The sequence below is a fragment of the Pseudomonas sp. NBRC 111124 genome (genome assembly GCF_001320245.1).
In the GTDB taxonomy this organism is placed as follows: domain Bacteria; phylum Pseudomonadota; class Gammaproteobacteria; order Pseudomonadales; family Pseudomonadaceae; genus Aquipseudomonas.
On record NZ_BCBA01000012.1, the window covers coordinates 20644 to 43487 of the forward strand.

Consider the following 22844-nt stretch of genomic DNA (forward strand, 5'->3'; position numbering starts at 1 on the left):
CGTCTGAACGCACGGCAGGGCAACACACCATGGGCGAAATCGAAACATTCAACCGCTCCCTCTTCCTGCTGATCAATGCCGGCAGTGACACGCCCCACGGGGTGATCCTGCTCGCCATTGGTATTGCCAAGGGGCTGATCTTTCTGCTTCCCGTATTGTTGCTGGGCTTCTGGTTGTGGGGGCACCGTGGAGAACGCAGGCTGGTGCTCAAGGCGACGCTGATTACAGTGATTGCGTTGGTCGTCAGTCAGGTGATCGGCGCGGTCTGGCCGCATCCACGGCCGTTCATGATCGGGTTGGGGCATACGTGGATGCTGCACGCACCTGATTCGTCTTTCCCTAGCGACCACATGACAGTCTTCGGCTGCATCGGCTTGACCTTGCTGCTGGATGGTTTGTCGGGCTGGGGCCTGATCATTCTGCTGACCGGGCTCAGTGTCGCCTGGGCGCGGGTCTTCCTGGGCGTGCACTTCCCGCTCGACATGGTGGGAGGGATGGTCGTTTCGTTCCTGGTTTACTCGGGGTTCTCGCCCATCTGGCGACGTATCGGCCAGCCATTCACTGGCCTGGCGGAGCGGTGCTATCGCAGCCTGATGGCGGTGCCGATCAGGGCGGGTTGGTTGCGGGGGTGAAATGCAACCGAGATTACATCGCCATCCTGGCAATGGGCAGGCCCGCCCGGCCACTTCGCATCAATGCTGCGCGGCTTTCTTACGCTCCACCTCATCAGCGTAAGCCAACCCAAGGGGGTCGAGGCAGTCACCTGTCAGGGCCAGCATCTTCTTGTAATGCTCGCGCAACATCGACGTTTTCGGGTCCCCCTTGACCGCCAGCAGATAATGGGCGTCGGCTCGGTACTGGTCCAGCTCCAGCAGCACCGGCGCCATGCTCTCAGTTAGCGCGCCCAGCGGCCGCTGTGTATGCAACTCTGGGCGCTTGAACGGCTTGAAGCAAAATGAGTTCAAGGCCGGCAGTGGGTATTCCCGCGCAAAAGGGTCAGGCTTGTCCAGCGCCGCCTGCAGCTGCTCACGCATGCGCAGCAACTGCGGGTCGTCGAACTGAAAGCGCATGGAAGCTCGGTCGCAGTCACGCAATACCGCTACCGCACCTGCAAGCAGGCCTTGATCGGCTGCGAGCTGGTAGAGCGCGCAGGCCTGGGCATGCTTGGCCTCATAATGCCCAGACTGCAGCGTCTTGCGACGCTCCTCCATGTTGCCGAGCAGGTAGGTGGCAACGGCATGGCCACCGTCGCTAGCCTTATGCAGTTCGGCTTCGAAGGCGGCCAGTTTGCCCTCCAGATCCGCCGCGGCCTCTATCATGATCTGCTTGTCCAGCTGGCCGTTCTTCTCCTGCTCCACCAGCCGGTCAAGCCAGTGCTCGTTGGCCTGAGCCATTTGCATGGCGCGCTGATACACCGCCTCGGTTTCGGCGCTGGGGGCAGCCTGGGCCGTGGCGCCCAGCGCGAGGCCGAGCACCAGGGTCGGAAGTTTGAAGAGCACGTGAAATCCTCGTTGATAACGGGCGAACGCCCGGCACGCTTGGTAAACCAAGGCAAACTCTATCTCAAGGCCGATCTGCGCGGACTGACTGACCGCGCCACCGGCCCCGATCGTTGCCCCAACCCACAATGTCACTCAGGAGCAACGCATCAACACATCAAAACGACTCAACAGGCCTCTTGGACTCAGCCAGAACCTTATTCGCCTCTAACCGAGGAAACGTAAACCGAATAATTATCCCCGCATCCGCACCTTGCCCAGCCATCACCAACTCAGCGGAGCGAATATTCTCTGGTGCAGTAGCCAACGCACTCACTGCATTGGTTTGCCCTTCAGCGCTCAGCCCTTCGAGAAAGGTGTAAGTCAGACTGCCGGATGCCAGGGCGACCTGCTCAAAATTGGAAATCTTCGTCGTCAGTTCTTCTTTGCTTCTCGAGTTTCTCGCAGTATCAAACACATCCAGGATGGACTTTTCATCGTTCATGGAAACCAGCGTGAATGAGTTGGAAAGCCCTGCGATAGCTTTGGCATACGCGTTTTGATCAAACGGGCTGATCAGTGAAACCATCATCAGCTTGCCACCAGAGAAGATCAGCGCGACGGTGAATTTCTCTTCCAGGAAATCGACATCGTCGATACACCTCGCGGTCCCACCGACGTCTTCGGAGCAGTCGTAGTAACCGGCAGCCTCAGTGAATTTTGCGAGCGGGGTTTGGTAGACGTAGTTCTTGAACAGCTTTTCTTCCGCCAAAGCCCCTTGAGCGGAGGCGAACAAGGCGCCGGCAACGAGAATGGATGACGCGACTTTCTTCAGCATGGGGTCCCTTCCTAAGTCTGACTGATAGCCAGATGCTATCAGCCGATTGCATGGCTGTCTTGCTTAATCCCACACTGGATGAGGTGGTACGCCGGATATCTCTGAGCCCACCCGGTCATTCCTGATAAACTCCCCCCACCTCCCAGCCACACCGATTTTCTACACCAATGTCCCCAATCTCCAGCACACCCGCCCCACTCTCCCGGCGTTTTTCCGTCGCGCCGATGATGGATTGGACAGATCGCCACTGCCGCTTCTTCCTGCGCCTGCTCTCCAAGCACACCCTGCTCTACACCGAAATGGTCACCACCGGAGCCCTGCTTCACAACGACGCCCACCGTTTCCTGCGCCATGACGTCTCCGAGCACCCGCTGGCCCTGCAGTTGGGCGGCAGCGTGCCGGCTGACCTGGCCGCCTGCGCCAAGCTGGCCGAGGAAGCTGGTTACGACGAGGTCAACCTCAACGTCGGCTGCCCGAGCGACCGGGTGCAGAACAACATGATCGGCGCCTGCCTGATGGCCCACCCGGCATTGGTGGCCGATTGCGTAAAGGCCATGCAGGATGCGGTATCCACGCCGGTAACGGTAAAGCACCGCATCGGCATCAATGGCCGCGACAGCTATGCCGAACTGTGCGATTTCGTCGGTCAGGTGCGCGAGGCCGGTTGCCGGAGTTTTACCGTGCATGCGCGGATCGCCATTCTCGAAGGGCTGTCGCCGAAGGAAAACCGCGAGATCCCGCCGCTGCGCTATGACGTCGCCGCGCAATTGAAGGCGGACTTTCCGGACCTGGAGATCGTGCTCAATGGCGGGATAAAGACCCTGGCGGAGTGCCAGACGCATCTTGAGATTTTCGATGGCGTGATGCTGGGGCGTGAGGCGTACCACAACCCTTACCTGCTGGCCGAGGTGGATCAGCAGCTGTTTGCCAGCGAAGCGCCGGTGGTAAGACGCAGCGAGGCACTGGAGCAATTGCGGCCTTATATCGTGGCGCATATGGAGAGTGGCGGCGCGATGCACCACATTACCCGACATATCCTGGGGCTTGGCCAGGGGTTCCCGGGCGCACGGCGGTTCCGGCAGTTGTTGTCGGCGGACATTCACAAAGCGGCGGAGCCGCTGAAGGTGTTCGACCAGGCGGCGGAGTTGATGCAGGGGCGTTGACCTCAAGCCCGACACTGTCCTGTAGGAGCGGCCTCGTGTCGCGAAAGGGCCGCAGAGCGGCCCCTCGGACTTAGAGTCGACCCATAGATTGTCGGGGCTGCTCTGCAGCCCTTTCGCGACACAAGGCCGCTCCTTCAACGAGTACGCGCCAGATCTGGAATAGCTTGGGAACCTCGCGCGAGCTGCTGACTCGAATCATCACCTTCGGCAATTCTGCCCCGCCCTACTGGCCTCTTGAGCGCCCGTCGGGCCTCGGGTAATGTCGAGTAAATGCACAGGACAGAGCACGCCCATGACCTCCAAGCTGGAACAACTCAAGCAGTTCACCACCGTGGTCGCCGACACCGGGGACCTGGATGCCATCACCCGTCTCAAACCGGTCGATGCCACCACCAACCCGTCGCTGCTGCTCAAGGCCGCCGCCATCCCGGGCTATGCCGAGCTGCTCAAGCAGGTGAAGGCCGATGCCAAGGGCAATGTCGACCTGGCCTGCGACAAGTTCGCCGTGGCCGTGGGCTCGGGCATTCTCAAGGTCATCCCGGGGCGCATTTCCACCGAGGTGGACGCCCGCCTGTCCTTCGATGAGCCGGCGCTGCTGAACAAGGCGCGCCAGCTGATCAGCCTGTACGAAGCCGCAGGCGTGTCGAAAGACCGCGTGCTGATCAAGCTGGCCTCCACCTGGGAAGGCATCCGCGCCGCGGAGAAACTGGAGAAGGAAGGCATCCAGACCAACCTGACCCTGCTGTTCTCCTTCGCCCAGGCCCAGGCCTGCGCCGATGCCGGCGTGTTCCTGATCTCGCCGTTCGTGGGCCGTATCTACGACTGGTACAAGAAGAGCACCGGCCAGGAATACGTCGGTGCCGAAGACCCGGGCGTGCAGTCGGTCACACGCATCTACAACTACTACAAGGCCAATGGCTACGACACCGTGGTCATGGGCGCCAGCTTCCGCAACCTCGGCCAGATCGAACAACTGGCCGGCTGCGATCGCCTGACCATCAGCCCAGACCTGCTGGACAAACTGAGCAGCGACCAGGGCGAGTTGCCGCGCATTCTCAAGCCGGGCAATGCCGGTGAAGCCAAACAGGTACTGAACGAAAGCCAGTTCCGCTGGGCGATGAACGAAGACGCCATGGGCACCGAGAAGCTGGCTGAAGGTATCCGCCAGTTTGCCCGCGACCAGGAAAAACTCGAGAAGCTGATGGCTGAAAAAGCCTGATACATCTAAGGTTTGCCAGGCGGGCGGGAAATGTTCAGCATTTCCGCCCGTTTTGTTTCAGCGGGCTGTGAACGCGTCCTGAATTCAAAGGCAAAATGACCTCATTTCCACTGCCCCTCGTACTTGCCGGCCCGGTACTGCGCCGCCTCGAACCGCAAAGGCTGGCCGTCTGGCTGGTCGGTAGCCAGCCCCTGCAGCCCGAATTCATCCTCGACGCCAGCGCCAAGGTCAATTGCCAGGTCGTCGCTGTCGGCCAGCACGCCTTCATTCACCTGCTAGACGTCCACTTCGCCGAGCCCCTGCCGCGCAATGTCGCCATCGAGTACGACCTGCTGATCGACGGCCAGGGGATTGCCGGCTGGGCCCCGTACCTGCTCTACCCTGGCAGCCAACGCCCAAGCCTGGTGCTGCGCGACCGCCTCGACCAACTGCTGCACGGGTCCTGTCGCAAACCGCATCATCCAGCCGCCGATGGCCTGCTCTGCGCCGACCGCCTGCTGCAGACCTGCCAAAGCCCGGAAGACCGCCCCGCCGTGCTGATGATGACCGGCGACCAGGTTTACGCCGACGACGTCGCCGGCCCGATGCTGCGCGCCATCCATTCGCTGATCGAGCGCCTGGGGCTGTTCGACGAAGCGCTGGACGGCGCGGTGGTTACCGACAGCCAGGCGCTCTACCGCCACCCGGCCAGCTACTACCATCGCGCCGACCTGCTGCCCGCCCAGGAGAGCAACGCAACCCTGCGTGAGCGCTTCTTCGGCGGCAAGCGCAAGCCGATCTTCTCCTCCAGCAATGCCGACAACCACCTGGTGACCTTCGCCGAGGTCATGGCCATGTACCTGCTGGTGTGGTCGCCGCAGCCTTGGAGGCTGATCGACCTAAATATGCCTACAGGCCTGAGCCCTCGGCATCAGCAGCGCTACTGCGAGGAATTGCCGCTGATCGAGGCCTTCGCCGCCAACCTGGGCCAGGTGGCCCGGGCGATGGCCCACCTGCCCTGTCTGATGATCTTCGACGATCACGACATCACCGACGACTGGAACCTTTCGGCGCAGTGGGAAGAAACCGCCTACGGCCACCCGTTCTCGCGGCGGATCATCGGCAATGCGCTGCTCGGCTATCTGCTGTGCCAGGCCTGGGGCAATGACCCGGATGGCTGCAACGGGCTGGTCGGGCAGTGCCAGACGCTGCCCCGCCAGCAGGACGAACTGATCGGCGAGCTGCTGCGCTTTCAGGGCTGGCAGTACAGCCTGCCCAGCGAGCCACCACTACGGGTGCTGGACACCCGCACGCGCCGCTGGCGCAGCGAGAACGACCTGGGCACGCCATCCGGCCTGCTCGACTGGGAAGCGCTGTGCGAGCTGCAGCAGGCGCTGTTGGACCACCCTTCGGCAATCATCGTGTCACCGGCACCGATCTTTGGCGTCAAGCTGATTGAAACCGTGCAGAGGGTGTTCAGCTGGCTGGGCTACCCGTTGCTGGTGGATGCCGAGAACTGGATGGCCCACCGTGGCGCGGCACAGGTGATTCTGAACATCTTCCGCCATTCGCGCACACCGGGGCATTACGTGATTCTGTCGGGTGATGTGCACTATTCGTTCGTCTACGAGGTGCTGATTCGCCATCGCCAGCGCAGCCCGCATCTGTGGCAGGTGACCAGCAGCGGGATAAAGAACGAGTTCCCGCGGCGCTTGCTGGACGTACTGGACCGGCTCAACCGCTGGCTGTATTCGCCGCGCTCACCGCTGAACTGGTTTACCAAGCGACGGCAGATGGAGGTCGTGCCGCGCACGCCCAGCCGCAGCAAGGCGGGCGAACGACTATGGAATGGGGCAGGTCTGGGGCTGGTAATGTTCGATGAGCAGGGGCGGCCGACGCGGGTGTTTCAGCTGAGTGCGGATGAAGGCGAAGCGACCGAGTTTTCCCGTAGAGCGTGAAGATCCTTGGCTGGGTCACGGGCTCTGTAGGAGCGGGCTTGCCCCGCGAAGGGCCCGTACTGGCAACCAATATCCCGCAAACATTTCCCGCCTCAAGCCCCAGCCATGTGACCTATGTTTGCCTTGAACACTCATCAAGGGACAGCACATGGACCGTGCCCACAACCACCTCCTGCGGCGTGGCCGCTTTTCTCAACCTGGCAGTCTCTATCTGCTCACCACTGTCACCCAACAACGACAACACTTTTTTACTCAGATGCGCTTCGCCCGAGCCGTGATTCTTCAACTGCGAAAAACCGATACTGATGGTTTGTCCCAGTCTTTGGCCTGGGTCGTCATGCCGGATCATGTGCATTGGCTGATCGAACTGAAAACTGGAACCCTGTGCCAGTTGATGCGCCGGTTCAAATCATGCAGCAGCCATGCGCTTTATCAAGCGGGTATGCCGCGGCGCAAAATATGGCAACCAGGCTATTACGACCGTGCGCTGCGTAAGGAAGAGCAGGTGCGAGAGGTAGCAAGGTACATCGTTGCCAATCCGATAAGGGCTGGCTTGGTGACGCGGGCGCGAGACTACCCACACTGGGAGGCGATTTGGGTGTGAGCTGATGGCCCTTTCGCGGGGCAAGCCCGCTCCTACAAAGGCCGGGTCAGACCTAGAGGCGGGGCTGGAATTCCGAAAGCGATCAGGTCCGCTCCAGCGCATTCACCAGGTCATGGAAGGCTTCGCGGTTGGAGTCATTGAGCCCCATGAGAATCTTGTGCGCCTCCAGTACCTTGGAGCGCACCACGTCCTCGTTCTGGTCCTGCGACGGCAGGTCGGTCAGGCACTCAGGGCGCGGCACCGGGCGGTCGACGATGTTGAACACCTGGTCGAAGCCCATGGACTGCAGCAGGCGCGAAATATCCGGGTTGGTGGTGACCACGGTCGGCAATAGGCCCACCTTCTGCCGCGACAGGATCGACAGCTTGGCAAGCAGGCCCAGCGTGGTGCTGTCGATGCTTTCGGTTTCGGTCAGGTCGATGACGATGGTCGAGAAGTTCAGTGCGGTGAAAATCTTCTCGATCGTCGCATCCAGCGCCGAACACAGGGTCAGGCGCACTTCACCGACGAATTTCAGTACAAAGGTACCGCTTTGCTCGGCGAACTGGATTCTACCGGTACTCATTGAAGGTTCCTGCTCAACACCAATAGGGCGATATCATCCGGCATCTCCCCAAGCGTAGCCAATCCGAATCGTTGGCGCAGCCCATCCAGGCTACCACCCGCCGCCTTGACGATATCCGGCAAGGAAGCTTCTTTATCTTTGAGCGTATGCCCCGGCAAAAGGTCCAGAATGCCATCGGACATCAAGCTCAGGCTGAACTGCGGCGGCAGCTCGATCACCAGGTCCTGGTAGGTCGCTTCGTCGAACAACCCGACCGGCAGGCCTCGGCCCTCCAGGTAACGGGCCTCGCCTGGGGTATACAGCACCGGCAGCGGCAGATGGCCACCCACGGCGTAGGTCAGCAGGCCGGTTTCTTCGTCGATCACACCGCCGACCATGGTCACGTGCTTGCCCAGCTTGCAGTTGATCAGGCCGCGGTTGATGTGGCTGAGCACTTGCGAAGGCTTGAATTCACGCAGCTTGCTGCTGCGCTTGAATTCGAACAACAGCCGCGTGGTCATGAACTTCAGCAACACCGTGACGAACGCCGACGACGCGCCATGCCCGGAGACATCGGCCAAGTAGAAGGCAATGCGCCGCTCATCCACGCGGAAGTAGTCGGCGAAGTCGCCTGACAGGTACAGCGACGGGATGATCTGGTGCTCGAAGGTGAACTCGCCAAGCTTCCAGGGGCTTTCGGGCAGCATGTTCATCTGCACCTGGCGACCCGCGGTCTGGTCCTCCTGCAACAGGTGCAGGCTGGCCTCCAGTTCGCGATTGGCCGCCTCCAGCTTGTCGCGGTAGCGCTGGTTTTCCAGCACCAGACGCGAACGATCGAGCGCCCGGCGTACCGAGTGTTCGAGCACGGCCAGGTCTTCCAGCGGCTTGATCAGGTAGTCGGCGGCCCCCAGGCGCAAGGCCTCGACCGCGTCGCTCATCACGCCGGCACCGGACACCACGATCACGGGCAACTGCGGCGCGCGCTCGCTGATCTGGCGGATCAGTTCGAGGCCGCCCATCTGCGGCATGCGCAGATCGCAGATCACGAGGTCGGGCTGGTGTTCTTCAAAGACCTGGAGCCCCTGCTGGCCATTACCGGCCTGGAGGACGCTGAAGCCACTGTCTTCCAGATAGGCGGCGAGGCTCGCACGGACCACGTCGTCATCATCGATGATCAGCAGCGTTGCACTGATATTCTGCATGTGGGCGAACGGCGCCGATTGGGGTTGGTGCAGGGGCGTCTGCAAGGCTGACATCCAACTGCTGGAATACTCTGTGGTAACGCTCTACTTGAGTTGTAGGCCAAGAAGCCGGCTCAGGCAACCAGTCGAGATACCTCGTAAGGCGCAGACGGTACTCCCATCCGCCAGGCGTTTCAAGCATACGTCGGTCGAGTTCGCTGCTCTTTACAGGGCAAATCGCCGAGAGTTATAAGAATGCGACCAGTACTAACTATTGGGAAGGATGCAGCATGCCCCATACGCCCTCCAGTCACAGCGAGAAACGCGATTTCATCCGCATGCGCATCGACACCGAGGTCAGCCTGTTGCACGAGGGGCAGGTGGTCGCCGCCGTGTGCCTGGACCTTTCCAGCGGCGGCATGCAGGTACAGGCGCCGCAGCAATTCACGGTCGGTGACCACCTGGAAGTGCGCATCGACTCCGATCACCCCGCACTGAAGGGCCTGCACGCCAGCACCGAGGTAGTGTGGATCGCCGATCAGCCCGGCGGGCAACACAAGTTAGGCTTGCGCATACTTGCGATGCACTGACCCCTGCCAGAGCCTAGCCTCTCAGGAGCCCTTCAAACGGAACACATCATCCAGAGCTGTGAAAAACAGATCATGTACATCAGGTACAACCTGCAGTTCTACATTCATCCCCCAGCCTGACTCTCTGACATCAAGTGTAACCTTGCCATTTTCGCCAAACGCAGGGTCCCCCTGTCCATTAGCCAGGTAGCGGTACACATCTCGCTTTCCAAGCGGACCGTCAATTTGATAACCAAAGTGTACGACGCGGTAATTTTCGCCTGCACCGTACGATTTCAAACCCACTCCAATATTTATATCTGGCGGCATGGAAATCGACCACTCCTGGAAAGACTCGTCTTGCCGACCGTCTACCGTCCAGCCCTTAACCTCAAGCCTATCAAAATTATAGAGATGCCGAGTCTTGAGCGTTTGTTGCTCATCTACAAAAAAATCAAAACGCAGCCATTCATCCTGATACACAGTAATTGCGCCCTGATCACCAAAAGTCTCATCCAATGAGCCAGCACCTGTAATACGATACAGATAAATGTTATATCCCGGCTCCCAAGCGATACTAGGCATTACTTCAGAAACGCTCAGGAGTAGATTTGCCGGCCGCCCGGAAATTTTCTGTACCTGCACCGTATCCGGCAAATTGAATTTATCGCCCGGACGATCGAACAAGACAAAACCTTCCTGGCCAAAGCGTGTGTCAAGCGACCCGTCTTCATCCAAGCGTGCGAGCACGGTCCGATAGCCGTCAAAACCACCCCAGTATCCCGCCGACACGACGTAAAGCGATCCACCGTCCAGCGCGGCTCGCACATTCGCACCCAGGGCAGGAACATGCCAGGGACCTCTCGAATCAATCAGTTGCTCCACACCGGCTTTTGCGAAGTCGACAATGGCTTTGCCTTTTTCTGCATAGCGCTCATCGTGCTGACCATTTGCATAAAATTTTTCTACGAAAATCTGTGTTCCAGACAATTTATCAACAAGATAAAAGCCGCCATCCGCCGCAACGAGAAGTTGCTGCTGCGGTGATATTGCGAAATATCCATTCCCGCGAAACCCCTGATCTAATTTACCTTGCCAGGTAAACTTACTGATGAATCGCTCACCCTTCAACCCTTCTGCGGTGACCAAGACACCGCCATCGGGCGTTGGCCTGAGTTGATTCATGAATACAGGATTAAAGCCCAAATGAGAAAGATCGACCTTCCCACCATTGAAATCGGGATCAAGATCACCTGCCTGTTTGGCCATACTGGTCATTGCAAGCACTCCTCTGAAGTAAGCAAGCAACACTTATAGCGCCCAAGGCAAGAAGATGATACTGGTAAAAATGATAGGTGCAGGATGCCCGAGAAGTTGACCCCATCAGTTAACGAAAAAATCCGACACTTCCACAAGTGCCGGATTCTTTTGAAAAAGACTTATAATCGACGCCTGATTCAGGCGCCATTTAACTCAGAAGTCGTCTTCGACTTCGCCATCGTTGACCTTGAACTCGCGGTTCTGCAGGTAGGCATTGCGGATGAAGATGTACTTGTCACCCTGAATCAGCTTCTCGGCCGACAGCAGGCTGGCCCGCGTGTCGACCACGTTGAGGGCGAAGATCGAGTTACGCACTGGCACATCGTTGATGTAACGGTAGGGTTCGGTGTAGCTGTCCGGGTACTTGGCCAGGCCATCACGCACCGTGCTCGGGCCCAGCAGCGGGATTACGACATACGGACCGCTGGGCACGCCCCAGTGACCGAGGGTCTGGCCGAAGTCTTCGTCGTTGCGCTGCAGGCCCATTTTGGTGCCCACATCGAAGAAGCCGCCAATGCCGAACACGGTGTTGACGATCAACCGCGCAGTGTCCACGCCCGCCGCATGGGGCTTGAACTGCAGCACGTCGTTGGCAAGGTTGGTGACATCGCCGACGTTGTTGAACATGTTGTGGATGCCATCCTGCAGGAACTGCGGCGTGACCCACTGGTAACCCTTGGCCAATGGCTTGAGGCCATAGGTGTCGATCGTGTCGTTGAAACGGAAGATCGGGCGGTTGACCGCTTCCCAGGGATCTTCCTCGGTGGCGGCATGGGTAGCTGCCACGGGCGCCAGCAGCAAGCTGGCACAGACAAAGGCCTGGGTGACTCGCTCGATCACACCGGCACCAATCCTGCGCATATGATGTTTCTCCATCGAAATTCTCGGCCGCAGGCGCAACGGGTGCGCTGCTGTACGGCGGCAGTATAGAGCCTTGTAGGCTGATAAACAGCTTTACACATTTTTGCTCAATAAATTGTGAACATCTGTTGCCCGTCACAGCACGGTAACAATCGTCCAATAGCCTGCGGGCTATTTCAGGGACGTTACCATGCTCGCTGCCCCCGCCATTACCGCTGTGCTGTTCGGCCTGCGCGGCTGCCTGGTCCAGGCCACTGACGGCAGCCCCCTGCCCGCCCCTGGCGCTCTCGACACGCTGGCCGGTCTGCGCCACGCCCAAGTGCCGTGCATCTGGCTGGACGACCTGAGCGCGCTGCAAAGCAGGCGCCTGGCCAGTGTACTGCCGGACTGGCTGCCAGGCCACTCGGTCAACGGCGTGCGCTGGCCGGCACCGAACGCCTGCTGGCAAGCCTTGATGAGCCTGGACAGCGAACGGCTAGAGGGCTGCGTACTGGTCAGCGGTGAGCCAAAGCTCTTGCAATCAGGCCTCAATGCCGGACTGTGGACGGTGGGCCTGGCAGGCTGTAGCCCCTCGTGCAACCTGACTTCCGCGCAATGGCAGGCCATGACCCAACAAGAGCAGGATCTGGCCCGCGGCAAGGCCACCCTGGCCCTGTTCAGCCTGGGCGTGCACTCGGTGATCGACCACCTCGAAGAGCTGGACACCTGCCTTGCCGACATCGCCCTGCGCTGCAGCAAGGGTGAAAAACCCTGACACAGCCCCATTGATGCGAATCATGCAAAGCGCCAGCGAGTGGATTACGCTAGGAGACAGGCGAGAACCTTTGCCGCTTCGCTGAGGTCCATGCCTTGCCAAGCCATTGATGGAGAATTGCCAATGCCTGCCCGCGAATTGCAAGAGCGCTTGAACAGCCTGCGCGAGCAACTGGACCGTAACGTACCGCTTACGGATGAAGAACTGGCCGCCCTGCACGAAGAGGCCAGGCAGATCGAAGCGCAGTTGAAGCTCGAAGAAGCCACGCCGGACAACAACGTGGTCGATGGGGTGAACCTGGCGATTGAACGTTTCGAGGCCGAACACCCGGACTTGACCGCCACCCTGCGCAGCATTGCCAACTCGCTGCACAGCATGGGGATCTGAAACAGCTGGGGCCGCTTTGCGGCCCCATTTACACAGAACTTACTGGCGAACCAATCGCAGGTTCGCCGGGCTGATCGCCCCGGTGCTGCGGTACGGGTTGATATCCAGGCCACCGCGGCGCACATACCGCGCATACACGGTCAGGTGCTCGGGCTGCAGCAAGTTCTTCAAATCCAGGTAGATCCGCTCCACACACTGCTCATGGAAGTCAGCATGCTGGCGGAAGCTGATCAGGTAGGTCAGCAGGCTGGCATGGTCGAGCGCCCTGCCCTTGTACTCCACCACCACGCTGCCCCAGTCCGGCTGGCCAGTCACCGGGCAGTTGGATTTGAGCAGGTGACTGTGCACGGTCTCTTCGACAATGCGCTCCGGGTTGCAGCTCAGCAGCTCGGGTTGTGGCTGCTCGTAATTGTCGATCGCCACATCCAGCCCATCGATGCACTGCCCCGGCAACGCCACCACACCTTGGGCCTCTACTTCAGCCAGCGTGCGCACCTGCAGCCCCACCGGCTTGCCAGCGGCGGCCGACAAGTCTTTCACCAGGCACGCCTGCAGCTCGCCGATCGAGGCAAATACGGTCTGGTTCAACGAGTTGAGGTAGAGCTTGAACGACTTCGACTCGATGATGTTCGGCGAGTCGGCCGGGATGGCGAATTCACCGATGGCCACCACCGGTTTGCCCGAGGGCAGCAACCACGACAGCTCGAAGCAGTTCCAGTAGTCCACGCCCTGCCACGGCAGGGTCTGGGCGGTCACACCCAACTCTGCCCACTTTGCCGTGCGCGGGATCGGGAACAGCAGCGAAGGCGTGTAGGTGGCAATGTATTCGCTGGATTTGCCCAGCGGGGAATGTTCGGCGGCGGGATGCATGGAAACTGACCTGAAGGTTCGAAATTGCCCCTAGTCTACCGGTTTTGCCCCCCGCCTTGGAGTGCCAGTCACTCGATGGTCAGCTCCCCGACCATACCGGCCTGGTAATGCCCAGGTACGTTGCAGGCGAACTCGATGGGCGCCGACTTGCGGAAAGTCCAGGTCAGCTCGGCGCGCTGGCCGGGTTGCACCAGCACGGTGTTGCCGCCATTGTGGCCATGGGATCCGTGGTCCATCGGTTTGGCCGGCATGTGGCCCATCTGCGAATGGTCCATGCCCTCATGCTGCATGGCCGCGTTGTACAGCTTGCCCTGCATGGCCATCATTTCTTTCTGGTGCTCGGCATGCATGGCCTTGTCACCGAGGTTGAACTCATGGGGCAACTTGCCCTCATTGATGACCACGAAGCGCACGGTCTCGCCCGCCTTCACGTGCAGGCTCTTGGGCTCGAAGGCGATGTCCTTGAGCACCACTTCGACAGTGCGGGTGGCCTTGGCAGCCGGGGCCGGTTCGCCGAATGCGAAGGTTTTCGCCTCGCCTGCCAGGGTGGGCAGGCTGACCAGGGCCAGGGCGGCGGCGATGAACAGGTGTTTCATGATGACTCCGAAGATCACAGCAGGATGAGGCCACTCTAGAAAGGTGTGGCTGGCGCTTGGCTGACAGGAAGATTACAACTTTGTCAGTTTGGGCGAGCAGGCACATCGTCACGTATCATTTCAGCCATCACCCTACCCTGCAGGAGCCCCATGAAACTGCTGATCGTCGAAGACCAGACCCGCACCGGCCAATACCTGAGCCAGGGCCTGAGCGAAGCCGGCTTCGCCACCGAACTGGCCACCGACGGTGAGACCGGCCAGTACCTGGCTCTAACCGGCGACCACGATTTGCTGATCCTCGACGTGATGCTGCCCGGGCGCGACGGCTGGCAGATCCTGCAGGCCGTGCGCGCGGCCGGGCTGGACACGCCGGTGCTGTTCCTCACCGCCCGCGACGCCGTCGAAGACCGCGTGCATGGCCTGGAGCTGGGTGCCGATGATTATTTGGTCAAGCCGTTCGCCTTCTCCGAGCTGCTGGCCCGGGTGCGCAGCCTGCTGCGCCGCGGCGCCAGCCCCAGCCAGGACACCACCCTGACCCTCGCCGACCTGCGCCTGGACCTGATCCGCCGCCGTGCCGAACGGGCCGGCACGCGCATCGACCTGACCGCCAAGGAGTTCGCCCTGCTCGAACTGCTGCTGCGCCGCCAAGGCGAGGTGCTGCCCAAATCGCTGATCGCCTCGCAAGTGTGGGACATGAACTTCGACAGCGACACCAATGTGATCGAAGTGGCAGTACGTCGCCTGCGCCTGAAGATCGACGACCCGCACCCGAACAAGCTGATCCATACCGTACGCGGCATGGGCTACGTACTCGAAGAGCGCCACGACTGATGCGCAGGCTTTCCCTCGGCACGCGCCTGGCACTGCTGTTTGCCGCCTGCACCGCCGCCGTGTCGCTGGGCGCCGGGCTGCTGTTCAACCGTGCCAGCGAGCAGCATTTCGTCGAGCTGGACCAGCAGTTGCTGGAGTCGCGCCTGTCCCTGTTTCGCAGCCAGCTCGCCGGCGTGAAGGACCTCGATCAATTGCAAGGCCGCTTGCCAGCGCTGCGCAATGAACTCAGCCATCAGGCAGACCTGGCGCTGCGCATCGATGGCCCCGGCGGGGCAAACTGGTTCGCCAGCCGCGACAGCCTGCCAGCCATACCATCAACGTCCGCGCTGACAACCTTGCACGCTGACGGCGTCGATTACCGAAGCCTCACCGTGCCAGCGGACGCTAAGACATCAGCGCAACTGACGCTGTTTCTCGACATCACCCATCACCAGCACTTCCTGCAGGGCATGCAGCGCCTGATCTGGCTCACCGTCGGGCTGTCGGCCCTGGCCACTGCCCTGCTCGGTGCCTGGGCCGCACGCAGCGGCCTGCACCCCTTGCGCCAGATGGGCCAGGTGGCCGCCAGCGTGTCGGCGCGCTCCCTGACCACGCGCTTGCCGGTGGCACAGATGCCCGAGGAACTGGCAGAGTTGGCCACTACCGTCAACGCCATGCTGCAACGCCTGGACGACGCCTTCCAGCGCCTGTCAGCGTTCTCCGCCGACATCGCTCACGAACTGCGTACGCCGCTTTCCAACCTGCTGACCCACACCCAGGTCACCCTCACCCGCCCGCGCAGCCTGGAAGAATACCGCGAGGCCCTTCATGGCAACCTCGAAGAACTGCAATGGATGGCGCAGATGATCAACGATATGCTGTTCCTCGCCAAGGCCGACCACGGGCTGCTGGTACCGGGGCAGACGGCGCTGGCCTTGCACGAAGACGTGGATGCGCTGTTGGAGTTCTACGCGCCATTGGCCGAGGATAATGAGGTGCAACTGCTGCGCGAGGGTGAAGCAGTATTGCAGGGCGACCGGCACATGCTGCGCCGGGCCCTGTCGAACCTGCTCGACAATGCCTTGCGCTTTACCCCCGCAGGCGGGCAGATACGGGTGACATTGGAGCCGGGGGTACGGATTTGCGTGGCCAATACCGGGGTGGCAATCGAAGCTGCGGCATTACCGCGCCTGTTTGATCGCTTCTACCGGGTGGACCCGGCTCGGCGGGAAGGCGTCAGCGAGCATGCGGGGTTGGGGTTGGCGATTACCCGGTCGATCGTGCTGGCCCATTGCGGGATCATTAAGGCACAAAGCCAGGATGGCTGGACAAGGTTTGTGATCGAGTTACCTGGAACTCGGTGAAATGGGGCTGCTTTGCAGCCCTTTTCGCGACATAAGGCCGCTCCTACAGGAGGGTGCATGACCTGTAGGAGCGGCCTTGTGTCGCGAAAAGGGCGCAGAGCGCCCCCACAATCTCAGGCAAACATCAAACCGCCAGTCCAATCGCTGGCTGCACCTGCGACGCCCGATACGCCGGGTAGATGGTCGCCAGGAAGCTCATCACCAACCCGGCAGCGCAGATCATCAACACATCCCCGCCCTGCAGTTCGGACGGCAGGCTGCTGACAAAGTAAACATCAGAAGTGAAGATGTGCTGCCCACTCACCCGCTCCAGCCAGCCGACGATCTGGCTGACATTGAGCGCAGCAATCACCCCGAGCACACCGCCAATCAGCGTGCCGACAATACCGATCAGGCTGCCCTGAACCATGAACGTGCCCATGATCTGCGCCGGCGTGGCGCCCAGGGTACGCAGGATGGCAATGTCCGGCCCCTTGTCGTTCACCACCATCACCAGGGTGGCGATGATATTGAACGCCGCCACCGCGATGATCATCAGCAGCAACAGGCCGATCATGGTCTTTTCCATCTTCATGGCGCTGAAAAGGCTGCCCTGGGTGTGCGACCAGTCATCGGCGCGGTAGCCATCGCCCAGGCCGCCAGCGATTGCCTTGGACACCTGCGGCGCGGCATACAGGTCGTGCAGCTTCAGGCGCACGCCCTGTACCTGGCCGGGCACCCAACGCTGCATTTCGCCGGCATCAGCCACGTGTATGTAGGCTTGCGAGCCGTCCAGTTCGGCACCGACCTTGAAGATGCCGACCACGGTCAGGCGCTGCATACGCGGGGTGATACCACCGGGTTCCTTGCTGATTTCCGGCACGATCAGGGTCAGCTTGTCGCCAGTATTGAGGCGGAAACGTCGCGCAGTCAGTTCACCGATGACCACACCGTACTCACCCGGCTGCAGATCCTGCAGGCGGCCCTGGACGATGTGCTGGCCAACGATGGAAACCTTGTTTTCCTCAGCCGGGTCGATGCCGCTGACCTGAATTGGCTGCATCGCCCCCTTGTACGAGAGCATGCCTTCCATCTCGGTGATCGGCGCCGCAGCCATCACCGCCGGATTCTGCAACGCAGCGTCAGCCGCCTTGTGCCAGTCGTCCAGCGGCTGCACACCAAGGATCGAGGCATGCGGCACCAGGCCGAGAATGCGCGAGCTCATTTCGCGCTGGAAGCCGTTCATCACCGACAGCACCACGATCATCGCCAGCACGCCCAGCGACAGGCCGATCATCGAGGTCATCGAAATGAACGAGATGAAGTGGTTGCGGCGCTTGGCCCGTGTGTAGCGCGCGCCGATGAAAATGGGCAAGGGTCTGAACATGTAGGAAACACCCAATTAAAACGGGAAAACGGGGCGGCATCGCCACCCCGTGCACTCGGTCAGATCGCCACCAGGTGGCCGTCGTCGAGCTTCAGAACGCGGTCCATCTGGCGCGCCAGGTTGAGGTCGTGGGTCACCACCAGGAAGGCGGTACGCGATGCACTGGACAACTCCTGCATCAATTCCTGGATGCCCTGGGCGGTGTGGTGGTCGAGGTTGCCGGTCGGCTCGTCGAGCATCACCAGGCCAGGGCGGTTGACCAGGGCACGGGCAATCGCCACGCGCTGGCGCTCGCCACCGGACAGTTCGGCCGGTTTGTGGTGCAGGCGATGGCCCAGGCCGACCCGTTTGAGCAGCGCTTCGGCACGCTCACGGGCTTCCGGGATGGCGGTGCGGCCAATCAGCAGCGGCATGCACACGTTCTCCATGGCGGTAAACTCTGGCAACAAGTGGTGGAACTGGTAGACGAAGCCCAGCTCGCGGTTGCGCAGCAGCCCACGGGCGCGCTCGCCAAGGGCCGACAGCTCTTGGCCGGCCAGCCATACGCTGCCCTGGGTCGGCCGGTCGAGGCCGCCGAGCAGGTTGAGCAAGGTACTCTTGCCCGAGCCGGAGCTGCCGACGATGGCCACCCGTTCACCGGCGTGCAGTTCCAGGTTGAGCCCGGCCAGCACCTGCACGGACTCCGGGCCCTCGTCGTAGGACTTGCCCAGGTTGCGGCAACTCAGAACGGCTTTATCACTCATGCGCAACTCACTCATAACGTAGCGCCTCTGCAGGCTGGGTGCGGGCCGCACGCCAGGCCGGGTACAGGGTGGCGAAGAAACTCAGGACCAATGCCGCACCGCAGACCATGTACACGTCCTGGGCCTGGATCTGCGAAGGCAGGTAATCGATGAAATACACGTCGGCATTGAGGAACTTGTGCCCGATCAGCTTCTCGATGCCGGCGATCGCCGCGCTCACGTTCAGCGCGGCGACGATCCCGACCACGGCACCGATCAGGGTGCCGATCACCCCGATCACCGTGCCCTGGACCATGAAGATCAGCATGATCTGCCCGGGCGTGGCGCCCAGGGTACGGAGGATGGCGATGTCACCACGCTTGTCGTTGACCACCATCACCAGGGTGGAAATGATGTTGAACGCCGCCACCGCGACGATCAGCAGCAACAGCAGGCCGATCATGGCCTTTTCCATGCGGATCGCTTGGTACAGGTTGCCGTGGGTACGGGTCCAGTCGCGGCTGTAGTATTCCTGCTCGCCCAACTGCTGGGCGATGCTCCAGGCCACCCGCGGCGCTTGGAAGAGGTCGTCGAACTTCAGGCGCAGGCCCTGCACCTGGTCCGGCTTCCAGCGGTGCAGGCGGGACAGGTCAGTGATATTGGTCAGGCCCAGGTAGCCGTCGATCTCGCCAGCGCCAACGTGGAAGGTGCCGACCACGGTGAAGCGCTTCATGCGCGGGAACATGCCGGCCGGGGTCACACTGACCTCGGGGGCGACGAAGGTCAGTTTGTCGCCGATGGCGACGCCCAGCTTGGCCGCCGCCTTGTCGCCGATCATGATGCCCCACTCGCCCGGCGCCAGCTTGTCGAGGCTGCCCTGCTGAATGAAATTGTCGATGATCGACACCTCGCGCTCGCGCGCCGGGTCGATGCCGTTGAGCAACACCTTCTGTACCTTGCCGTCATGGGTCAGCAGGCCCTGCATCTGCGTGTACGGCGCAACCGCCAGCACCTGCGGATTCTGCTTTACTTGTTGGGCAAGGGCAGACCAGTCGTTGATCGGCTGGCCGCTCTCCAGCGTGGCGTGGGGGATCATTCCCAGCACGCGGGTACGCATCTCGTGGTCGAAACCGTTCATGACCGAGAGCACCACGATCATCACCACCACGCCCAGGGCGAGGCCGATCATCGAGGTCAGGGAAATGAACGAGACGAAGTGGTTACGGCGCTTGGCACGGGTATAACGCGTACCGATGAATGCGAAAAGAGGTCTGAACATGTCGGGGCTTGTTCGGATGAAAGGGAACGTCCTTGTGGCGAGGCGCCTACGGCGGCTTTACACTCGGACCACCGCCGCAACCATGGGTTCGCCATGACGACATTAGACGAAGAAGATCGCCGCGAATACTACCGCATCGAAGATCGGATCGCACTGGAAATCAGCCCCCTCAGCGCGGCCGAAGCCCTTGAGCCAGAACTGTTGCAAGATGATTCGCCGCTGTTCAACCTGCTTAGCGAGCTGCACCTGTCCGACTTCGAGTCGCAGCACCTGCTGCGCCAGCTGAGCGATAAGGACCGCACCCTGGCGGCCTTCCTGCGGGCGCAGAACAAGCGCCTGGACCTGCTCAGCGCCGTGGTCGCGCAGACGCTGCTCGGTGAAATCGGCCAGCCACAACGGGTAATCATTTCCGAAGGCGGCATCGAATTCGCACAAGCCCAGCCGATCGCCCCCGGCACCCGGGTGAAAGTGAAGATGGTGCTGATGCCGCGCGCCCACGGCTTGCTGCTGCGCGGCAAGGTCACCCACTGCGACCCGCGCCAAGGCGGCGATTTTGAGGTTGGCACGGAATTCACCGACATGACCGATGCCCAACGGCAACTGCTGGCCCGCTATATTCTGCAACGCCAACAGCAGCAACGGCGCCAGCAATTGGAACAAGACGGCCCCGCCTCCTGAGCCCTATTCCCCTGATTTGAAGGAACGAACGTGACCCTGATCTACGGCCACCGCGGCGCCAAGGGCGAAGCCCCCGAAAATACCCTGAAGAGTTTTCAGCAGTGCCTGTCCCATGGCGTGAACCGCTGCGAACTGGACCTGCACCTGTCGGCCGACAACGAGCTGATGGTGATCCACGACCCTACCCTCAAGCGCACCACCGGCCGTCGCGGCAAGGTGGTCGAGCACCCGGCTGCAGAACTGATCAAGATCGATGCCCGCAAGGGCGGCCCAGGGCACGTGCAGCCCTGCCCTATCCCAAAGCTGGAAGAGCTGTTCGAGAAGTGCGCCTTCGAGCATTGGCAGCTGGAGGTCAAGAGCGCCTCGCGCACCCGTGCCGCCACCACCGTGCTGGCGATTCGCGAACTGGCGCAGCAATACGGCCTGCTGGACAAAGTGACCATCACCTCCAGTTCACGCGAAGTGCTGGGCGCGGCCCAGGAGCTGGTACCGGATGTGAAACGCGGGCTGGTGGCCGAATACGCCTGGCTCGACCCGCTGAAGGTTGCGCAGAACTACGGCTGCGAGCTGCTGGCATTGAATTGGACGCTGTGCACCCCAGAGCGCCTGCTCAAGGCACAGGGTCAGGGCCTGCACGTGTCGGTGTGGACGGTCAACGAACCGGCACTGATGCGCCGGCTCGCTGATTTTGGCGTGGACAGCCTGATTACAGACTTTCCCGGTTTGGCCAAGACCACCCTCGGGTAGGGCTGAAATCGGTCTCCCCGACCGGCTCAGGCCACCGGCCGGAGCCGCTCAAAAAAGCCGGTTCAGGCCGTCGTAGGCAGCTACCCGATAGGCTTCGGCCATGGTCGGGTAGTTGAACGTGGTGTTGACGAAGTACTTCAGATTGTTCTGCTCGCCCGGCTGGTTCATGATCGCCTGGCCGATGTGAACGATTTCCGAAGCCTGGTAGCCGAAGCAGTGCACACCGAGGATTTCCAGGGTTTCGCGGTGGAACAGGATCTTCAGCATGCCCTGCGGCTCGCCGGCGATCTGCGCGCGCGCCATGCCCTTGAAGAACGCCTTGCCCACTTCGTACGGCACCTTGGCCTGGGTCAGCTCCTGCTCGTTCTTGCCGATCGAGCTGATCTCCGGGATGGTGTAGATGCCGGTCGGCACGTCGTTGACGAAGCGCCAGCTGCCGTTGTCGACGATGCTGCCAGAGGCCGAGCGGCCCTGGTCGTGGGCGGCACTGGCCAGGCTTGGCCAGCCGATCACGTCACCGGCGCCGTAGATGTTTGGCACGCTGGTGCGGTAAGCCTCGTCGACCTCGATCTGGCCACGGCTGTTGACCTTGATGCCGATGTTTTCCAGGCCCAGCTTGTCGGTGTTGCCGGTACGGCCGTTGCACCACAGCAAGGCGTCGGCCTTGATCTTCTTGCCAGACTTCAGGTGCAGAATTACGCCGTTTTCCAGGCCTTCGACCCGCTCGTAATCCTCGTTGTGGCGTACGGTGATGTTGTTGTTGCTGAAGTGGTAGCTCAGCGCCTGGGAAATTTCCGAGTCCAGGAAGCTCAGGAGCTGGCCGCGGTTGTCGACCAGCTCCACCAGCACACCCAGGCCGCTGAAGATCGACGCGTACTCGCAACCGATCACGCCGGCGCCGTAGACGATCAGCTTGCGTGGGGTGTGGCTGAGGCTGAGGATGGTGTCGCTGTCGTAGACGCGCGGGTGGTGGAAGTCGATGTCGGCCGGGCGGTACGGGCGCGAGCCGGTGGCGATGATGATGTGCTTGGCGTTGAGTTTCTCGACCACGCCATTGGGGCAGACCACTTCGACGGTCTGCTCGTCGGCGAAGCTGCCAGTGCCGAAGAACAGGTCGACGCGGTTGCGGGCGTAGTAGCCGGTGCGCGAGGCGACCTGCTTGGCGATGACCTTCTCGGCGCTCTTGAGCACGTCAGGGAAGGAGAACCAACGCGGCTCACCGATGGCCCGGAACATCGGGTTGGTGTTGAACTGCATGATCTGCCGCACCGAGTGACGCAGCGCCTTGGACGGGATGGTGCCCAGGTGGGTGCAGTTGCCGCCGACCTGACGGCGGCTGTCGACCATTGCCACCTTGCGCCCCGCTTTGGCGGCGTTCATTGCCGCGCCCTCACCGGCCGGGCCGGAACCCAGCACCACTACGTCGTAGTTGTAGACAGCCATGCGTACTCCTTCAGAACTGGCCCGGGGTTACGGTTACCCGCGGGACTCGATCATGCCGCCGGGGCGTCATGAGAAAATTCGGGTGCAGTCTAATCAAGCGTGAACGCCGCGCAC

The 22844-nt window shown here is 61.3% G+C and carries 24 protein-coding genes; 12 read left to right on the forward strand and 12 right to left on the reverse strand.

The window, feature by feature from the left end; translation table 11 throughout:
• Window positions 1–29 precede the first annotated feature (29 nt).
• Window positions 30–632, forward strand: coding sequence for a phosphatase PAP2 family protein (locus APH28_RS05815; RefSeq protein ID WP_060508028.1), 603 nt, complete (start codon window positions 30–32; stop codon window positions 630–632).
• A 60-nt stretch (window positions 633–692) separates the two neighbouring features.
• Here APH28_RS05815 and APH28_RS05820 read toward each other — a convergent pair whose 3' ends face one another.
• Together APH28_RS05820 and APH28_RS05825 are read right to left on the reverse strand one after the other, a co-directional pair.
• Window positions 693–1499 carry a hypothetical protein gene (locus tag APH28_RS05820; protein WP_060508029.1) on the reverse strand — a complete coding sequence of 269 codons (807 nt, stop codon included), beginning with the start codon at window positions 1497–1499 and terminating at the stop codon, window positions 693–695.
• 157 nt (window positions 1500–1656) lie between these two features.
• Entirely contained in the window at window positions 1657–2316 is a 660-nt protein-coding gene (locus APH28_RS05825) for a hypothetical protein (RefSeq protein WP_060508030.1), read from the reverse strand.
• Between the two features lie 167 nt (window positions 2317–2483).
• Between APH28_RS05825 and dusA the strand changes: the two genes are divergently transcribed.
• The 4 genes from dusA (at window position 2484) to APH28_RS05845 (ending at window position 7239) form a co-directional block, all read left to right on the forward strand.
• The gene (gene dusA / locus APH28_RS05830; protein ID WP_060508031.1) at window positions 2484–3479 is read left to right on the forward strand and encodes a tRNA dihydrouridine(20/20a) synthase DusA; all 996 of its coding nucleotides are present in this window, start codon (window positions 2484–2486) and stop codon (window positions 3477–3479) included.
• Window positions 3480–3771: 292 nt separating this feature from the next.
• Window positions 3772–4698 carry a transaldolase gene (gene tal, locus APH28_RS05835; protein WP_060508032.1) on the forward strand — a complete coding sequence of 309 codons (927 nt, stop codon included), beginning with the start codon at window positions 3772–3774 and terminating at the stop codon, window positions 4696–4698.
• Between the two features lie 95 nt (window positions 4699–4793).
• Entirely contained in the window at window positions 4794–6635 is a 1842-nt protein-coding gene (locus APH28_RS05840) for an alkaline phosphatase D family protein (protein ID WP_060508033.1), read from the forward strand.
• A 148-nt stretch (window positions 6636–6783) separates the two neighbouring features.
• On the forward strand, window positions 6784–7239 hold the full coding sequence (locus APH28_RS05845; RefSeq protein ID WP_060508034.1) for a transposase: 456 nt from the start codon (window positions 6784–6786) through the stop codon (window positions 7237–7239).
• Between the two features lie 82 nt (window positions 7240–7321).
• Here the strand turns inward: APH28_RS05845 and rssC are convergent, their stop codons facing one another.
• Together rssC and rssB are read right to left on the reverse strand one after the other, a co-directional pair.
• A complete protein-coding gene (gene rssC / locus APH28_RS05850; protein ID WP_027919583.1) occupies window positions 7322–7804 on the reverse strand; it encodes an anti-sigma factor antagonist RssC in 483 nt (160 codons plus the stop codon).
• A complete protein-coding gene (gene rssB, locus APH28_RS05855) occupies window positions 7801–8985 on the reverse strand; it encodes a two-component system response regulator RssB (protein ID WP_060508169.1) in 1185 nt (394 codons plus the stop codon). The genes rssC and rssB overlap by 4 nt, the downstream gene beginning before the upstream one ends.
• Window positions 8986–9254: 269 nt before the next feature.
• On the opposite strand from rssB, the gene APH28_RS05860 reads away from it, so the two are divergent.
• Window positions 9255–9554: a PilZ domain-containing protein gene (locus APH28_RS05860; RefSeq protein WP_060508035.1), complete on the forward strand. Its 300-nt coding sequence runs from the start codon at window positions 9255–9257 to the stop codon at window positions 9552–9554.
• A gap of 21 nt (window positions 9555–9575) precedes the next feature.
• Here the strand turns inward: APH28_RS05860 and APH28_RS05865 are convergent, their stop codons facing one another.
• Window positions 9576–10811, reverse strand: coding sequence for a hypothetical protein (locus APH28_RS05865; protein ID WP_060508036.1), 1236 nt, complete (start codon window positions 10809–10811; stop codon window positions 9576–9578).
• 195 nt (window positions 10812–11006) lie between these two features.
• Window positions 11007–11714, reverse strand: a complete 708-nt coding sequence (locus APH28_RS05870) for a VacJ family lipoprotein (protein ID WP_060508037.1) — start codon at window positions 11712–11714, stop codon at window positions 11007–11009.
• Between the two features lie 190 nt (window positions 11715–11904).
• On the opposite strand from APH28_RS05870, the gene APH28_RS05875 reads away from it, so the two are divergent.
• Together APH28_RS05875 and APH28_RS05880 are read left to right on the forward strand one after the other, a co-directional pair.
• Window positions 11905–12468 (forward strand): hypothetical protein, encoded by a 564-nt coding sequence (locus APH28_RS05875; RefSeq protein WP_060508038.1) that lies wholly within the window; start codon window positions 11905–11907, stop codon window positions 12466–12468.
• A gap of 123 nt (window positions 12469–12591) precedes the next feature.
• Window positions 12592–12855, forward strand: a complete 264-nt coding sequence (locus APH28_RS05880; protein WP_060508039.1) for a DUF4404 family protein — start codon at window positions 12592–12594, stop codon at window positions 12853–12855.
• A 39-nt stretch (window positions 12856–12894) separates the two neighbouring features.
• Here the strand turns inward: APH28_RS05880 and queF are convergent, their stop codons facing one another.
• Both queF and APH28_RS05890 read right to left on the reverse strand, forming a co-directional pair.
• Entirely contained in the window at window positions 12895–13725 is an 831-nt protein-coding gene (gene queF, locus APH28_RS05885; RefSeq protein WP_060508040.1) for an NADPH-dependent 7-cyano-7-deazaguanine reductase QueF, read from the reverse strand.
• 68 nt (window positions 13726–13793) lie between these two features.
• Window positions 13794–14321 (reverse strand): plastocyanin/azurin family copper-binding protein, encoded by a 528-nt coding sequence (locus tag APH28_RS05890; RefSeq protein WP_060508041.1) that lies wholly within the window; start codon window positions 14319–14321, stop codon window positions 13794–13796.
• A 150-nt stretch (window positions 14322–14471) separates the two neighbouring features.
• On the opposite strand from APH28_RS05890, the gene cinR reads away from it, so the two are divergent.
• Both cinR and APH28_RS05900 read left to right on the forward strand, forming a co-directional pair.
• Complete coding sequence (cinR, locus tag APH28_RS05895) at window positions 14472–15152, forward strand: two-component system response regulator CinR (RefSeq protein WP_060508042.1); 681 nt, start codon at window positions 14472–14474, stop codon at window positions 15150–15152.
• A complete protein-coding gene (locus APH28_RS05900) occupies window positions 15152–16495 on the forward strand; it encodes a heavy metal sensor histidine kinase (RefSeq protein WP_177334222.1) in 1344 nt (447 codons plus the stop codon). Before cinR ends, APH28_RS05900 begins: the two co-directional genes overlap by 1 nt.
• A gap of 124 nt (window positions 16496–16619) precedes the next feature.
• Here the strand turns inward: APH28_RS05900 and APH28_RS05905 are convergent, their stop codons facing one another.
• Genes APH28_RS05905 through APH28_RS05915 form a run of 3 tightly spaced genes read right to left on the reverse strand, consistent with a single transcriptional unit; the run spans window position 16620 to window position 19862 of the window.
• On the reverse strand, window positions 16620–17861 hold the full coding sequence (locus APH28_RS05905) for a lipoprotein-releasing ABC transporter permease subunit (protein WP_060508043.1): 1242 nt from the start codon (window positions 17859–17861) through the stop codon (window positions 16620–16622).
• Between the two features lie 59 nt (window positions 17862–17920).
• Window positions 17921–18604, reverse strand: a complete 684-nt coding sequence (lolD, locus tag APH28_RS05910; protein ID WP_177334223.1) for a lipoprotein-releasing ABC transporter ATP-binding protein LolD — start codon at window positions 18602–18604, stop codon at window positions 17921–17923.
• A gap of 7 nt (window positions 18605–18611) precedes the next feature.
• A complete protein-coding gene (locus tag APH28_RS05915) occupies window positions 18612–19862 on the reverse strand; it encodes a lipoprotein-releasing ABC transporter permease subunit (protein ID WP_060508045.1) in 1251 nt (416 codons plus the stop codon).
• Between the two features lie 93 nt (window positions 19863–19955).
• On the opposite strand from APH28_RS05915, the gene APH28_RS05920 reads away from it, so the two are divergent.
• Both APH28_RS05920 and APH28_RS05925 read left to right on the forward strand, forming a co-directional pair.
• Complete coding sequence (locus APH28_RS05920) at window positions 19956–20540, forward strand: PilZ domain-containing protein (RefSeq protein ID WP_060508046.1); 585 nt, start codon at window positions 19956–19958, stop codon at window positions 20538–20540.
• A gap of 30 nt (window positions 20541–20570) precedes the next feature.
• Window positions 20571–21287, forward strand: a complete 717-nt coding sequence (locus APH28_RS05925) for a glycerophosphodiester phosphodiesterase (RefSeq protein WP_060508047.1) — start codon at window positions 20571–20573, stop codon at window positions 21285–21287.
• 48 nt (window positions 21288–21335) lie between these two features.
• Here APH28_RS05925 and sthA read toward each other — a convergent pair whose 3' ends face one another.
• Window positions 21336–22730, reverse strand: coding sequence for a Si-specific NAD(P)(+) transhydrogenase (gene sthA, locus APH28_RS05930; RefSeq protein ID WP_060508048.1), 1395 nt, complete (start codon window positions 22728–22730; stop codon window positions 21336–21338).
• Window positions 22731–22844: the final 114 nt, after the last annotated feature.

Coding starts and splice junctions, on each gene's coding strand:
- APH28_RS05880 (WP_060508039.1), top strand. CDS start 12,592: ATGCCTGCCCGCGAATTGCAAGAGCGCTTGAACAGCCTGCGCGAGCAA.
- APH28_RS05920 (WP_060508046.1), top strand. CDS start 19,956: ATGACGACATTAGACGAAGAAGATCGCCGCGAATACTACCGCATCGAA.
- tal (WP_060508032.1), top strand. CDS start 3,772: ATGACCTCCAAGCTGGAACAACTCAAGCAGTTCACCACCGTGGTCGCC.
- APH28_RS05905 (WP_060508043.1), bottom strand. CDS start 17,861: ATGTTCAGACCCTTGCCCATTTTCATCGGCGCGCGCTACACACGGGCC.
- APH28_RS05815 (WP_060508028.1), top strand. CDS start 30: ATGGGCGAAATCGAAACATTCAACCGCTCCCTCTTCCTGCTGATCAAT.
- APH28_RS05860 (WP_060508035.1), top strand. CDS start 9,255: ATGCCCCATACGCCCTCCAGTCACAGCGAGAAACGCGATTTCATCCGC.
- APH28_RS05840 (WP_060508033.1), top strand. CDS start 4,794: ATGACCTCATTTCCACTGCCCCTCGTACTTGCCGGCCCGGTACTGCGC.
- rssC (WP_027919583.1), bottom strand. CDS start 7,804: ATGAGTACCGGTAGAATCCAGTTCGCCGAGCAAAGCGGTACCTTTGTA.
- lolD (WP_177334223.1), bottom strand. CDS start 18,604: ATGAGTGATAAAGCCGTTCTGAGTTGCCGCAACCTGGGCAAGTCCTAC.
- queF (WP_060508040.1), bottom strand. CDS start 13,725: ATGCATCCCGCCGCCGAACATTCCCCGCTGGGCAAATCCAGCGAATAC.
- rssB (WP_060508169.1), bottom strand. CDS start 8,985: ATGCAGAATATCAGTGCAACGCTGCTGATCATCGATGATGACGACGTG.
- APH28_RS05825 (WP_060508030.1), bottom strand. CDS start 2,316: ATGCTGAAGAAAGTCGCGTCATCCATTCTCGTTGCCGGCGCCTTGTTC.
- APH28_RS05890 (WP_060508041.1), bottom strand. CDS start 14,321: ATGAAACACCTGTTCATCGCCGCCGCCCTGGCCCTGGTCAGCCTGCCC.
- sthA (WP_060508048.1), bottom strand. CDS start 22,730: ATGGCTGTCTACAACTACGACGTAGTGGTGCTGGGTTCCGGCCCGGCC.
- APH28_RS05875 (WP_060508038.1), top strand. CDS start 11,905: ATGCTCGCTGCCCCCGCCATTACCGCTGTGCTGTTCGGCCTGCGCGGC.
- APH28_RS05845 (WP_060508034.1), top strand. CDS start 6,784: ATGGACCGTGCCCACAACCACCTCCTGCGGCGTGGCCGCTTTTCTCAA.
- APH28_RS05870 (WP_060508037.1), bottom strand. CDS start 11,714: ATGCGCAGGATTGGTGCCGGTGTGATCGAGCGAGTCACCCAGGCCTTT.
- cinR (WP_060508042.1), top strand. CDS start 14,472: ATGAAACTGCTGATCGTCGAAGACCAGACCCGCACCGGCCAATACCTG.
- APH28_RS05900 (WP_177334222.1), top strand. CDS start 15,152: ATGCGCAGGCTTTCCCTCGGCACGCGCCTGGCACTGCTGTTTGCCGCC.
- APH28_RS05915 (WP_060508045.1), bottom strand. CDS start 19,862: ATGTTCAGACCTCTTTTCGCATTCATCGGTACGCGTTATACCCGTGCC.
- APH28_RS05865 (WP_060508036.1), bottom strand. CDS start 10,811: ATGACCAGTATGGCCAAACAGGCAGGTGATCTTGATCCCGATTTCAAT.
- dusA (WP_060508031.1), top strand. CDS start 2,484: ATGTCCCCAATCTCCAGCACACCCGCCCCACTCTCCCGGCGTTTTTCC.